This window comes from Anabaena sp. TISTR 8404 (genome assembly GCF_056847745.1).
In genome coordinates this window covers 3,357,088-3,370,184 of the sequence record NZ_CP180578.1, presented here as the reverse complement: position 1 = coordinate 3,370,184, position 13,097 = coordinate 3,357,088, and the positions used below count along the sequence as shown (strand labels likewise).

General features: G+C 41.9%; 12 protein-coding genes. 9 read left to right on the top strand and 3 right to left on the bottom strand.

Annotated elements, in window-relative coordinates:
• Positions 1-299 precede the first annotated feature (299 nt).
• Positions 300-1,415, top strand: a complete 1,116-nt coding sequence (locus ACMX3D_RS14570; protein WP_482752109.1) for a metallophosphoesterase family protein — start codon at positions 300-302, stop codon at positions 1,413-1,415.
• Positions 1,416-1,561: 146 nt separating this feature from the next.
• Here ACMX3D_RS14570 and ACMX3D_RS14565 read toward each other — a convergent pair whose 3' ends face one another.
• Positions 1,562-2,773, bottom strand: a complete 1,212-nt coding sequence (locus ACMX3D_RS14565) for an FIST signal transduction protein (protein WP_482752108.1) — start codon at positions 2,771-2,773, stop codon at positions 1,562-1,564.
• Positions 2,774-3,144: 371 nt separating this feature from the next.
• On the opposite strand from ACMX3D_RS14565, the gene ACMX3D_RS14560 reads away from it, so the two are divergent.
• The 5 genes from ACMX3D_RS14560 to guaA all read left to right on the top strand — a co-directional run bounded on the left by ACMX3D_RS14560 (position 3,145) and on the right by guaA (position 7,880).
• A complete protein-coding gene (locus ACMX3D_RS14560; protein ID WP_482752107.1) occupies positions 3,145-3,384 on the top strand; it encodes a CP12 domain-containing protein in 240 nt (79 codons plus the stop codon).
• Positions 3,385-3,812: 428 nt separating this feature from the next.
• Positions 3,813-4,406: a DUF3177 family protein gene (locus ACMX3D_RS14555; RefSeq protein ID WP_482752106.1), complete on the top strand. Its 594-nt coding sequence runs from the start codon at positions 3,813-3,815 to the stop codon at positions 4,404-4,406.
• Between the two features lie 27 nt (positions 4,407-4,433).
• Positions 4,434-4,733, top strand: coding sequence for a DUF7734 family protein (locus ACMX3D_RS14550; protein ID WP_482752105.1), 300 nt, complete (start codon positions 4,434-4,436; stop codon positions 4,731-4,733).
• An 89-nt stretch (positions 4,734-4,822) separates the two neighbouring features.
• Positions 4,823-5,938: a cobalt-precorrin-5B (C(1))-methyltransferase CbiD gene (gene cbiD, locus ACMX3D_RS14545; RefSeq protein WP_482752104.1), complete on the top strand. Its 1,116-nt coding sequence runs from the start codon at positions 4,823-4,825 to the stop codon at positions 5,936-5,938.
• A 319-nt stretch (positions 5,939-6,257) separates the two neighbouring features.
• A complete protein-coding gene (gene guaA, locus ACMX3D_RS14540; protein WP_482752103.1) occupies positions 6,258-7,880 on the top strand; it encodes a glutamine-hydrolyzing GMP synthase in 1,623 nt (540 codons plus the stop codon).
• Between the two features lie 152 nt (positions 7,881-8,032).
• Here the strand turns inward: guaA and ACMX3D_RS14535 are convergent, their stop codons facing one another.
• Positions 8,033-9,046, bottom strand: coding sequence for a hypothetical protein (locus tag ACMX3D_RS14535; protein ID WP_482752102.1), 1,014 nt, complete (start codon positions 9,044-9,046; stop codon positions 8,033-8,035).
• A gap of 111 nt (positions 9,047-9,157) precedes the next feature.
• Between ACMX3D_RS14535 and ACMX3D_RS14530 the strand changes: the two genes are divergently transcribed.
• The 3 genes from ACMX3D_RS14530 to ACMX3D_RS14520 all read left to right on the top strand — a co-directional run bounded on the left by ACMX3D_RS14530 (position 9,158) and on the right by ACMX3D_RS14520 (position 11,245).
• Positions 9,158-10,324 (top strand): DUF58 domain-containing protein, encoded by a 1,167-nt coding sequence (locus tag ACMX3D_RS14530; protein WP_482752101.1) that lies wholly within the window; start codon positions 9,158-9,160, stop codon positions 10,322-10,324.
• Between the two features lie 166 nt (positions 10,325-10,490).
• On the top strand, positions 10,491-10,856 hold the full coding sequence (locus ACMX3D_RS14525; RefSeq protein ID WP_229538637.1) for a ferredoxin thioredoxin reductase catalytic beta subunit: 366 nt from the start codon (positions 10,491-10,493) through the stop codon (positions 10,854-10,856).
• A complete protein-coding gene (locus ACMX3D_RS14520) occupies positions 10,853-11,245 on the top strand; it encodes a DUF309 domain-containing protein (RefSeq protein ID WP_482752100.1) in 393 nt (130 codons plus the stop codon). Before ACMX3D_RS14525 ends, ACMX3D_RS14520 begins: the two co-directional genes overlap by 4 nt.
• 252 nt (positions 11,246-11,497) lie before the next feature.
• Here the strand turns inward: ACMX3D_RS14520 and ACMX3D_RS14515 are convergent, their stop codons facing one another.
• Entirely contained in the window at positions 11,498-12,847 is a 1,350-nt protein-coding gene (locus tag ACMX3D_RS14515; RefSeq protein WP_482752099.1) for an NAD(P)/FAD-dependent oxidoreductase, read from the bottom strand.
• Positions 12,848-13,097: the final 250 nt, after the last annotated feature.

The following is a 13,097-nucleotide window of genomic DNA, read 5'->3' as shown; positions in this document are numbered from 1 at the left end:
ATCAAATATACTCTATTTATCAAGATAAATTTTAAAACCATAATTTATTAGTAACTGGGCAATGTTTGCATACGATTTATTTTCCAATAAGTTCTATATTTTTATGGTAGCTAATAAAAATATAGAACTTATTAATGATTCATGAATAACAATATCCCCGACTTCCTAAAGAAGTCGGGTATCTAAGTCTTATATACAAATGTTAAGCAATGGTTTTCCAGCAGAGTTGACAGAGCAAAGGTTATACTTTGTGGAAAAGGCTTTTTTTAACCCGTATTTTTAAAATTGTCTGCAAATCAATGACTCTCAATTTTCGCTTTGCTGTAGTCAGCGACTTACACATTGCGCTTCCCCACACAATCTGGGATCATCCCAGTCGTTTTCATTTGGTGGAAGTTAGTATTCCGGCTTTTGAAAGTGTTATCGAACATTTAACACAACTTGATTTAGATTTTTTGTTGCTCCCAGGTGACTTAACCCAGCACGGTGAACCAGAAAACCATCTTTGGTTACAACAACGCTTATCTAAGTTGCCTTTTCCGGTTTATGTGGTTCCAGGTAATCATGACGTTCCTGTATTAACAGCAGATCAGCAATCCATTGGTTTGCCTGATTTCCCCTATTATTACCGCAAGTTCGGCTATGACAATCCTGAGCAAATTTACTACACTCATCAAGTGTTACCTGGAGTGCGGCTGATTGGGTTAAATTCTAACTATTTCAATCAAGAAGGTCAGCAGTTAGGACGCTTAGATCAGCAACAACTAATTTGGTTAGAAGAGGTTCTCGCAGCAGCAACTGAAGAATTAGTGCTGGTGATGGTGCATCACAATGTAGTTGAGCATATACCTCAGCAGTCACGCCATCCAATGGGCAACCGCTATATGTTGCAAAATGCACCTCAACTGTTAAAACTGCTCCGTCAGTATAAAGTCAAGTTAGTATTTACAGGTCATTTACACGTTCAGGATATTGCCTGTTCAGATGGGGTGTACGATATCACCACTGGTTCTTTAGTGAGTTATCCTCATCCTTATCGAATTTTTGAGTTTCGCCAAGATAACTACGGCAGAGAATGGTTACAGGTTTTATCTCATCGTGTAAAATCTGTGCCTGATTTTCCTAATTTGCAACATTTATCTAAACAATGGATGGGCGATCGCTCTTTGCCGTTCTTAATGAAATTTCTGACTTATCCACCATTAAACTTACCATTAGAGCAAGCTCAAGAAATAGCTCCCAGTCTGCGTGATTTTTGGGCAACTATAGCCGATGGCGATGCTTTGTTTGACTATCCGCATTTTCCCCAAGACGTGCGTCATTACATTCAAGCATACAGTGCGATCGCTCGCTGTGGTACTCCTCACTTCATTGATAACAACAGCACCCTCTTGTTGGAAAAGATGGGGGATTAGGGGTGTAAAGGGTGTGGGGGTGTGAGGGAAGAATTTCTTACTCAGCAACGCCACTGAGGGAGTCGGCGGAGCCGACGACAGTTGCTACAACGGAGGGAACCTCCGCAACGCACTGTCTCCCCAACGCAGTGGCTCCTCAGCACTCATTACTTATTTTGACGGCAAATGCCAAATACGGAGGTGTAACCATGTAGAAAAGTATTACCGCCTACAGGGCCAATTTCGCCTCCACAGAAAAAGCCGCCTATAGGGATATTTTGGAAGTAGCGCCTAAAGAGTGAGGAATCAAAATTGGGTTTACCATAAAGTCCTTCACCTCGACCCACGCAAGCAAACATTAAAGCTGCAATCGGCGAGGATGTAGGATTTTCTTGGTTGTGATATTTTTCCAGCAGAAATTCCAAGTCTTCTGCGGAGGCTTCCGCATCACGTAAATGAAATTGTAAACGTTGACCAGGGCGAACGCGATCGCCAATTGCGATCGCACCTCCAGTTGGGTCTACCCCTAAAATACTGCGAATTAAAAAGTCTCCCTGCTGCAAAGACAGCTTAAACTCATCCATCGCCACACCGACAAACAAAGAGTGCTGTGCTAAAGTCCGCTCTTCATCACTCAGACTGTTAATTAAATCTCGCAGTACTACCAGTGGTACTTGTTCATCCAGTTCTAAAATAATATTGCGCTCAGCTTTGGTAACTTGCATTGGCTTACCGATTGGACGACAGCCCTGAGCCACAATAGTTTCGAGTACAATATTGCCAGTCAAAGCTAAGCCTACAGTACCTTCACGGTAAAGGCGATCGTTACAAAATAAAGTTGGCCGACTACCCATACCAGCGCCACTGGCTTGTCCCCCAACAATCACTGAACCAGGATAAGCAAAGTCTAGTCCTTGCAAGAGTTCGTTGATTCCCGATGAAAAGGAACTAGACAGCAAAATGAACTGTGGTCTGGCTGATGGTTGTACACCAATCAAATTAATCCAAGTATCTGGTGAACTATCTAAATCTGGTAATTCTTCCGCCAAAATATGAAAAACTTGCAGGTTTACTCCTGGCAAATGTGCTAATGTCAGGCTCAAAGCCGCTTCTGCTTCTATTTCTTGGGTTTGTCCCTCAGTTGTAGTACCAATCACACCACCACCACTACAACCAATCATGACAGGTATGGAAAGTTTTTCTGCTAGCAAAGGTAAAAGCCGGGAATATTCACTAGCAAAAGCAGATGAAATAAATACCAGCCCTAAATCCGCTGGTGCTGTTATGGAAGACGTAGTTTGTTGCACCGCATCTGTCACAGCGGCTTCTAGAGAAGGACGGGTTGATAGGGCATTAGCCCACTGCATTTGATCTGCCATGAAATTTCATCTCTTCCTTTTGTCGTGCTTTTAGCCCAGGGTTTTGACGAGGCAAAGCCGCCTATCAGACTGCCTTCCCGCAATGCTTCACCTCCTACATAGCTGCCTTTAAAGACAGATATTCTATCAATTCTTGTTACATGCAATAAATATAGTTTATAGATGTACTTTCGCAGTACGGACTCTATAAAATCTTAAAAGATAGACAAAGATACAGGATAAATATCCTGGTTTGCCGTAGTTATCAGTCATCAGGCCTTCACACTGAGTAGATCAACATAATTAGGTAGAATGATGAGTGATAGTACAGAAAATAGAAATTTTTGAATTTTTCTATACTAGTATTAACAACACACAACGAAATGAAAGCTATGAGCGAAACCAAGGCAAAAGTTGACATCCAAGAACAAATTCAACAAGAAGTAGAACAAGCTCGTGCTGTCTGTGATATCTCAGGTAGCAATTCTGCTGAGTGTGCAGCCGCTTGGGATGCAGTTGAAGAACTACAAGCTGAAGCTTCTCACCAGCGTCAAAGTAAGCCTAAAAACTCACTAGAACAATACTGCGATGACAACCCAGAAGCGGCTGAGTGCCGGGTTTACGATGAATAGACATTGAGTGGGTCAAGTTCTGTTCATCCAACAGGCAAGCAACCAAAATCTGTTTACTGAAACCTTGTACTTTATGCTCTTTGGGGTACGTTTTTTAACTGACCCTGAATACAAGTAGCTACTTGGTACAAGCTACAAAAGTAAAAGATCTGTAAGTTGCTTGTTTTTTTTTACCGACAAAAGGGTAAATTTCACCCAAATGAAGGATGGAGTGAGTAACCAAACATCAATAATATTTAGCTATTTAAAGAGTTTTCTATAATTCCAAAATTTCCCTATCCACAACTACTGCCTGTTTCCTCTTTCCTGTTTTGTTGCTTAATTAGGTAATTTATTTTGCAGGGATATTTAAAGTATTTGCTGAAGTATCCGCTATATTAAATATCTGTTCTTCATGCAAACTTTGTATTTATCGTCTGGCAAAAACAATGGAAGACGTTTGGTTCCGCCCCTATGTTTGGGCTGATTATCGACTGGCAGTATTATTTACGCTGATTATTCCACTAATCCTGCTAATTTGGGCATTTGTACAAAAGGCAGAAGGGATACAACGCCTGTTAATGATTTACTGGCGGGTTGCTAGTCTTTTGGCAATTACAATTTACTTAATGATTGCTGCGTATCCAGTCAGCTTTATTTCCGGTTTAGCAGCACGTATTCTGATTCCTATTTCTCTATGGTTTTGGGTGGATCTCAATGAAGAAATTGAGTATCAACCTAGTAGCCCGCTAAAGTTGATTTTTACATCCTGGCGCTGGGCTGTGACAGTTTATAGCCTGCTGGGTGCGATCGCTTTTATCCCTTTTATCGGTTGTGCCTTTTCGGAAACAGCAATTAAAACTCCTTATTGTCGAGTTTGGTTTGAAGCCCCCTTACTCTTTAAAGAATATTTCCATCACAATAGTAAGCCTGCATTTCTCGGATTTCTGGGCATCGCTTGTTTAGTCATTTATGTGCTTTATTTAAGCTATTTTGTTCTCATTAAGCTTGGCAAACAAGGACGTTCAGCCACACATCATTAATTAATTCAATCGCAAAGTTCCAATTTGATGAATAATTCCATTGGCAAGCGCCTAGAACAGTACACCGCTAAACGCCCCCAAGAAGTTTTATTGATCACGGTAGAAATAGCCGATGAGCAAGACAAAATTGCGGTTTTTAAAGGTTTTTCGAGTTCTTTGATGCGCCCCACTGCTTTTGATCCTGATGTTCCAGTGCTATTAGATGAAGCCACAATTCTCAGTATCGATCGCATCGCCAGTCCTTATAATCCAGAATCACCTCGTTATATTCAAAAAGGCATCTCTTGGGAAGCAATGCAAGCTTTGTTGTCAGAAGTCGGGGTGTGAAGTATGAAGTATGAAGTGTGAAGTATGAAGTGTGAAATTTTGTCCTTTTGTCTTCTGCTTTTTGACTATGGACTATTGACAATTGACAAATGACCAAAGCTGGATACACTTTACCCGTCTTTGCTTGTGCTGCGGCTGTGGCGGCGTTACATTGGTTACGCCAGCGTCAGTCTTTGCAAACTGTAGCGGTTGATTTAATTGCACCACCGCAAATCGCAGAAATACCAATCGAACAAGTAGCAGGGCTATCTGAAAATATAGCTTTAGCAATTACTCGGAGTGACCCTGGTGATAATCTTGACCTCACACGGGATACACCGATTTGGGCAATGGTGGAGTGGGGTGGTGAAGCAGAAAAAGCAGTAACTATCAAAGGTGGCGAAGGAATTGGCAAAATTCTCAATGCAGATGACCAGCCTGCTATTTATAGTTATGCTCAAAGGTTATTGCAAGAGAACTTGCAGCGAATATTAACAACGGGTGAGAAAATCACTGTGACGATTATTTTACCGGAAGGGCGATCGCTGGCTGTACGGACTTCCAATGCTGCTTTTGGCGTAGTTGAAGGACTTTCGCTGCTAGGTACAACCGGGATTTCCCAACCTTTAAGTTCACCTGATCAGTTAGCGGCTTTTCGGACGGAATTACAACAAAAAGCCAGTCGTTTTGCAAGTTTAGTATTTTGCATTGGTGAGAACGGCTTAGATTTAGCGCGAAAACTCGGTATTAATCCTGAACAATTGGTAAAAACTGCTAACTGGTTAGGGCCGATGTTGGTTGAAGCGGATGCTTTGGGCGTTAAAGAAATCTTATTGTTTGGCTATCATGGTAAGTTGCTGAAACTAGCTGGGGGAATTTTTCATACCCATCATCATTTAGCTGATGGGCGGCGGGAAATTTTAGCAGCCCACTGTGCTTTGGCTGGGATAAAGTCATCAGATATACAAGTAGTATTTAACAGTGCAACGGCGGAAGCGGCACTAAAATATCTTAGAGAATTAGATGATTATAGTGGTAGTGATTGGGTAAATCAAGTTTATGGTGCGATCGCCGAATCGATAGATACGCGTTCTCAAGAATACATGCAAAGCCATAATAACCGAGGCACAAAAGTACCAACTTGTGGCTCAATTTTGTTTGATCGCGATCGCAAAATTATCATAAAGAGCAAAACTGCTTGTTTCTTAATCGAAAAATTATGTTAACTTATTATGAATAATCATTAATAATCCAAATAAATAACTTTTTCAGTAACCACTCTAGGGTAAGTTATTCCTTCTAATACCATGTCAGATTGATTGGCCGAGCAAACGCTTTATAACCCGCGTTTGTAGGGGACTCGTTTACCATTTACCAGCCCATAGCAAAGTGCTGAGTACAAAGTGCTGAGTGCTGAGTATAAACCCAGTTCATTCAAAACTTTGAGCAATCAACACTCCCCTAATCTATGTGACTAAGGCTATAGATGGTATTTTTGTCAGACTACTGTGCAACTATCTACTACTTCATTCACACTCCCCCATCATGAATACAGCGGTGACTCTACTAACCGAACAAGCGCCTCAACCAGTAGAAGAATTGGGGCGGCTTGAGCGTCAAATGATTGTTATTCTTGACTTTGGTTCTCAGTATTCCGAACTGATTGCCAGACGCATCCGCGAAACTCAAGTATATTCTGAAGTTCTGTCTTATCGCACCACAGCCGAACAATTGCGGCAACTTAACCCCAAAGGCATCATTCTCTCTGGCGGGCCGAGTTCAGTTTATAGCGAAAAAGCTCCCCATTGTGACCCAGAAATTTGGCATTTAGGAGTTCCTATCCTGGGTGTGTGCTATGGGATGCAGTTGATGGTGAACCAACTCGGCGGAGAAGTAGCAAAAGCTGATCGCGGTGAGTATGGCAAAGCCTCATTATATATAGATGACCCCACCGACTTATTAACCAACGTCGAAGATGGCACAACCATGTGGATGAGTCACGGAGACTCTGTGGTTAAAATGCCGCCTGGTTTTGAAGTATTAGCACATACAGAAAATACTCCCTGTGCTGCCATTGCTGACCACGAAAAGAAACTGTATGGTGTGCAGTTCCACCCCGAAGTTGTACATTCCATTGGTGGTTTAGCACTGATTCGCAACTTTGTTTATCATATCTGCGAATGCGAACCCACCTGGACAACCGCAGCATTTGTAGAAGAAGCTATTCGGGAAATTCGCGCTAAAGTTGGCGATAAACGCGTACTTTTAGCATTATCTGGGGGAGTTGATTCTTCTACCTTAGCGTTTTTATTGCATAAAGCGATCGGTGATCAGCTGACTTGTGTATTTATCGACCAAGGCTTCATGCGCAAATATGAGCCAGAACGGTTGGTGAAATTGTTCCAAGAACAGTTTCATATCCCTGTAGAATATGTGAATGCCCGCGATCGCTTCTTGGATACCATTGCAGGTATTACAGATCCCGAAGAAAAACGTCGTCGCATCGGTCATGAATTTATTAGTACATTTGAAGAAGCATCCAAGCGCCTCGGCCCCTTTGATTATTTAGCCCAAGGCACACTTTATCCAGATGTCATCGAATCTGCGGATACCAACGTTGACCCCCAAACTGGTGAACGGGTAGCAGTCAAAATTAAAAGCCATCACAACGTAGGCGGTTTACCCAAAGATTTGCGATTTAAACTAGTCGAACCCCTGCGGAAATTATTTAAAGATGAAGTCCGCAAAGTTGGTCGTTCTATTGGTCTACCAGAAGAAATCGTTCAACGCCAACCCTTCCCCGGCCCTGGTTTAGCCATTCGCATTATTGGCGAAATCACATCTGAACGTTTGAATATTCTCCGGGATGCCGATTTAATTGTGCGGCAAGAAATTAATCAACGTGGATTATACAACGAAGTTTGGCAAGCCTTTGCTGTCTTGTTACCAATTCGCAGCGTTGGCGTGATGGGTGACAAGCGTACTTACGCCTATCCTATAGTTTTGCGGATTGTTACTAGTGAAGATGGCATGACCGCAGATTGGGCGCGTCTCCCTTATGATGTTTTGGAAGTAATTTCCAACCGAATTGTGAATGAAGTTAAAGGTGTGAATCGCGTGGTTTACGACATCACATCCAAGCCACCTGGAACGATAGAGTGGGAGTAATAAGTGGACGATGAGTAAAGCGAAATTTAAGTGAAAAATTGAGGTGGGAAATTCCCACCTTTTTTTTAAGTGTCGCGCAAAGGCGCAAAGACGCAAAGAAAAGTTCACAAATAACGAATTTTGATAGTGATAGAAACCTCAAATTAGGTTTATTAACCTCGATACTGACATAAAGGTTCGCGCAGTGCATCTTGAATTACTTCCTTAATATGTGGTACATCCAATTTGCCACGTGTCGGCCCAGCAAAACGTGGATCATACATGACAACATGAATCAGGCTGAGTGCAGGCTTCCAGTTTACTTCTTTCAATACTTGTCGAAAACCTTCAACATGGCTACCGTCATCTGGCGTTCTGGCTCCATTCACCCATGAAAATGTGCGAGTTTGCCGCTGATCTGAAAAGATACCTGTTCGCAGCTTATCGCCAAAAGCAGCTGCTTCAATCAAAATATTGTCATGATGCAGCGTTACATGAAATGGCACATTGTTAGCGTCTGTTTGCCGATTCAAAAGTATAAATCCTAGCATTTCCAATCCTTTGGGTGCATAGAAACGCTCTTCATTAAATCCGATCTTCAGACCACCAAACAAATGAGCTGTCTCAAATAAAGCTCTACGAATTATTCCTACTCTGGGTTGTGCTTGTCCAAAAAGTTCAGGATCAGGTGTTACTTCAATTTTTGTTCCTCGACCATTACCTTGTTCAATAATCTTGGCAGACCCTTGAGCAATTCCTCTACTAAAGCGTTGTTCCCACAGCATTCCAAAACGCCAACTTTGTACAGTTAGTTGAATACTAGTTGCATTAATCGGAGCCAGCCCAACACCCCGTCTAATTATATGAACGTGGGGAGTGTGTTCATCGTATGAGCGTGTCTGATGGATACGAGTTAACAATTTAGTAGCAAGGCTAACACCATCCATATCACTAGGTTCATCAAATGGGAGTCCTGGGCCGTCATCTACAACTGAAATACTTGCTCCATTCAAACTTACATTTACAAAGGTTGCTTGTTTTGCCAAGTAAGCGTCAAGGACATTTGCTACCAGTTCATAAACAAACTGTTCTGTACCTTGTACTCCTGTACTTCCAAAGTACATAGCTGGTCGGCGACGAATTGCTTGGATTTCTTCTGCGTGACTCAGATTTTCCGACATTGACATTTTTGAATCTTAAAGATGATGCTTGCTAATTATTATGAGTGTTCTGCTACTGAAATAACCTCAGCACTATACACCTGTGAACTTCCGGTGATGTTGGGTTAAAAAAGAAACATGAAAATCATTAAACCTATCATTAACTGGTTAGAAAATCGTGCCAGTACCCCGACATATAGCGGTTGGGTACTCGCAGGAATTGCTGTTTGTTTTTTTGGCGCTGCTGTCAATACGATGGCGGGTTGGCTGTATGCGATTAGCGGTGTGAGTGTAGCATTGTTAGCTGTTGCAGCAGTTTTCCCACCGCGATCGCTTGTTGGTTTAACTATCACCCGCAGTTCTATTCAACCTGTCTCTGCTGGCGATGACTTAACTGTAGAATTAGAAATTCACAATCCCACAGCACAATCTGTTAGTTTGCTACAAGTCGAGGATATTTTGCCTTTTGTTTTGGGTAAGCCAATTAAACAGGCGATTGAAATTATTCCTAGTAAAAATAGTTACCGTTGGGTTTACTATCACCCTACCCAGCACCGAGGTATTTATCGCTGGCACAATGTCGAATTAGCTACTGGCGCACCTTTAGGTTTATTTTGGTGTCGTCGTCAGCGAGATTGTAAGGCGATCGCAATTGTTTACCCGACTGTATTACCTTTAACTACTTGCCCATTAGTTGATGAAATGGGGCAAGAAGAAAGCAAAAAAGGCGATTCTATCAATAGACCGTTGCAGACTGCAACATCAGGATTAGTGCGATCGCTCCGTCCCTATCGCATCGGCGACCCCACTCGGCTAATCCACTGGCGAACTAGCGCCCGTTATGGTGAATTAAGAGTTAGGGAATTAGAAGTTGTTACAGGCGGACAAGAAATAGTTATTGCCTTAGACAGTGCTGGTAAATGGCAAGAAAATGATTTTGAGCAAGCAGTAATTGCCGCAGCAAGTTTGTATTTTTACACACAACGTATGGGAATGCCAGTCAAACTGTGGACAGCATCGACAAGTTTACTAAAAGGTGATACTACAGTCTTAGAAACTTTAGCCGCCACAACATTTCAAGAAGATGCCAGCACCACAGAAACACCAAACTATCCTTTAATTTGGTTAACTCAAAATTCTCTGACGCTAACTTCTCTACCGCAAGGAAGTCGTTGGATTTTGTGGCAAAATAATGATCCCTCAGATCAAAAATCAGTGATAGTTAATCATGATTATCCTGGTATTGTTTTGCAAAGCGAACAGGCTCTGCAACCTCAACTACAAAAACCTTTACAAGCATTGTAAAGGAGTATTTTATGTATTCAATATTTCATTGAATGCTGGTATAGTTCGGTTTTTGTGAAAATATCGTCATTGAATCTGATCCGGTTGGGGAGATATCCCCAGTAACAGCACCTTGAGGCTGAGGTACAATGCAAAGAAATATTTAAATTATGAGCGCCCGATCCACATGATCACATCAGAAGTTAACACACATTCCAGCGATAAAAGCCTAGAGGCAATGCGGCATTTTTCCGAACAATACGCCAAGCGTACTGGAACATACTTCTGTAGTGAACCTTCAGTTACCGCAGTGGTAATTGAAGGGTTAGCCAAACATAAAGACGAACTGGGTGCGCCTTTGTGTCCCTGCCGCCACTACGAAGACAAAGAAGCTGAAGTCAAGGCTACATATTGGAACTGCCCTTGTGTGCCTATGAGAGAACGAAAAGAATGCCACTGTATGCTGTTTTTGACACCAGACAATGAGTTCGCTGGTGAAAGCCAAGAAATATCTCTCGAAACTATTAAAGAAGTACGAGATAGTATGGCATGAGCGAAACTATGCCCCAAGAGTTTTGGCAAGGTGTAGAACAGTTCAACTCTGGACAGTTTTACGCCTGTCATGACACTTTAGAGGCTTTGTGGATTGAAGCCACTGAACCCGAAAAGACTTTTTATCAAGGTATTCTCCAAATTGCTGTAGCGTTGTATCATCTAAGAAATGGTAATCTGCGAGGTGCAGCCATTTTGTTGGGAGAGGGAAGTAACCGCCTGCGTCGTTATCCAGATAGTTATGGCGGTATTAATGTAGACGAGTTATTAAGCCAAAGTGCAGAATTATTAACAGTATTACAACAAACAAGTGTGAACGAAATCTCCGCAGGTGAATTACTGGAAAATCAAGACCTGCCTATACCCAGACTTGTGCTATCTCAGGATTAGTCAAGATTTATCAGGTGATTAGGAATGAGGAATTGGGGAATAGAAAAATCTATTCCCCAATTTTTTGAGTTGCAATACCTATCCCGTCTCGGAATGAATTCCGAGTCTCATAGCGAAAGTCCACTCAAGTGGACTAGATAAAATTTTTCTTTGAGTCATCTTTAGAGGACTTTCGCTATTAGCCTGGAACTTAAGTTCCAGGCGGGATATGGGATCAGCGTGAAAATATTCGACTTGTGTACTTTTGCCTTTCTAGACGTTCACTGTTTGTCTAGTTGGCGTTGGTTTGTAATAGTCATTTCTTACTTGTAGTGGCAATTCTTGACCAGTAATCAATCTTGCGCCACGTTTGCGGGTGATATAGTTCCATACCCACTGAATCATAACTACTAGTTTGTTATCAAACTCAATCAAGAAGTAGATATGAATTAGTAGCCAGAATAACCAAGCAAAGAAGCCTTTGAGTTTGATAAAGCCTAAATCAACAACGGCTAAATTTTGCCCAATCATGGCTAAACTGCCGCGATCGCTATAATTAAACGCAGGCAAGGTATTACCTTTGATTTTTTCCTTAATTAATTTGGCAACGTATTCTCCTTCTTGCATGGCGACTGGTGCAACGCCAGGTAGCGGTTTGCCGTTTTGATGGGAGAAGTTTGCTAAGTCGCCAACTACATGAATATTGGGATAGCCTTTGATACTTAAGTCGGGTTCAACAATTACTCTACCAGCGCGATCGCACTCTGCACCTGTACGTTCTGCTAAGACTTGACCCATTGGTGAAGCTTTGACACCTGCTGCCCATAATACTGTTTTTGCAGCAATTTCTTTCACTTCATCGCCTTGTTTGAGGGTGACAACATCGTTTTCAATGTTGGTTACTAAAGTTTTTGTCTGAACGGTGACACCCAATTGTTGTAATGATGCTTCTGCTTGTTGAGATAATTCTGGTGCAAAAGGTGGCAGAATCCGATCTAACCCTTCTAACAATAAAACTCTCGCTTCTGAAGTGTCGATGTTGCGAAAATCTTCCTTGAGGGTTTGATAAGCGAGTTCAGCGATCGCACCTGCTAATTCTACTCCGGTAGGGCCACCACCAACAATCACAAAAGTTAACCAAGCCCGGCGTTTTTCGGGATCTGTTTCTTTTTCAGCTGCTTCAAAGGCTGAGAAAATCCGGCGGCGCATTTCTATCGCATCTTCTACGGTTTTCAACCCAGGAGCAAAATCTTCCCAGTTATCTTTACCAAAATAGGAATGCTTCGCACCTGTAGCCACTATTAATGTATCGTATGGTATCGCTTGATCACCCAAAAAAACTTGTTGTGCTTTGGGATCAATATCATTGACTTCACCGAGCAACACTTTTGTATTTTTGCTCTTGCTTAATACCGAACGCAAGGGTGAGGAAATATCGGCGGGTGATAGTGTACCTGTAGCAACTTGGTACAGCAATGGTTGGAACAGGTGAAAATTACGTTTGTCAATCAGCGTAACGTTAACTTTAGCCTTAGCAAGTGCCTTTGCCGCATACAGTCCACCAAAGCCACCACCAATGATCACAACTTGATGGGGTGGGTGATTCTCAAGGGAGTCTACCATAAGAAGAAATATTTCCTAGTGTTACGGATGCTGTAACTATTCTTAACAAAAAAGTATCAAACTTGTCATATATTTTTCTGTTCATCTGGCACAAATGAAAAAAAGATAAAAGTAAGCCAGACTACAGTGACAAAGTGATAGATATTACATTGATATATTGCCCTCTTAGCTCTAATGCTTATCGTCCTTTGCATAACTTTTATCTCAGCAGAGGGCGCTATTTAAAGTATGAAGACAAGGTAAAACTGTA

Bases quoted from the DNA above. Each gene is read 5' to 3' on its own strand.
- ACMX3D_RS14570 (WP_482752109.1), top strand. From the start codon at position 300: ATGACTCTCAATTTTCGCTTTGCTGTAGTCAGCGACTTACACATTGCG.
- ACMX3D_RS14565 (WP_482752108.1), bottom strand. From the start codon at position 2,773: ATGGCAGATCAAATGCAGTGGGCTAATGCCCTATCAACCCGTCCTTCT.
- ACMX3D_RS14560 (WP_482752107.1), top strand. From the start codon at position 3,145: ATGAGCGAAACCAAGGCAAAAGTTGACATCCAAGAACAAATTCAACAA.
- ACMX3D_RS14555 (WP_482752106.1), top strand. From the start codon at position 3,813: ATGGAAGACGTTTGGTTCCGCCCCTATGTTTGGGCTGATTATCGACTG.
- ACMX3D_RS14550 (WP_482752105.1), top strand. From the start codon at position 4,434: ATGAATAATTCCATTGGCAAGCGCCTAGAACAGTACACCGCTAAACGC.
- cbiD (WP_482752104.1), top strand. From the start codon at position 4,823: ATGACCAAAGCTGGATACACTTTACCCGTCTTTGCTTGTGCTGCGGCT.
- guaA (WP_482752103.1), top strand. From the start codon at position 6,258: ATGAATACAGCGGTGACTCTACTAACCGAACAAGCGCCTCAACCAGTA.
- ACMX3D_RS14535 (WP_482752102.1), bottom strand. From the start codon at position 9,046: ATGTCAATGTCGGAAAATCTGAGTCACGCAGAAGAAATCCAAGCAATT.
- ACMX3D_RS14530 (WP_482752101.1), top strand. From the start codon at position 9,158: ATGAAAATCATTAAACCTATCATTAACTGGTTAGAAAATCGTGCCAGT.
- ACMX3D_RS14525 (WP_229538637.1), top strand. From the start codon at position 10,491: ATGATCACATCAGAAGTTAACACACATTCCAGCGATAAAAGCCTAGAG.
- ACMX3D_RS14520 (WP_482752100.1), top strand. From the start codon at position 10,853: ATGAGCGAAACTATGCCCCAAGAGTTTTGGCAAGGTGTAGAACAGTTC.
- ACMX3D_RS14515 (WP_482752099.1), bottom strand. From the start codon at position 12,847: ATGGTAGACTCCCTTGAGAATCACCCACCCCATCAAGTTGTGATCATT.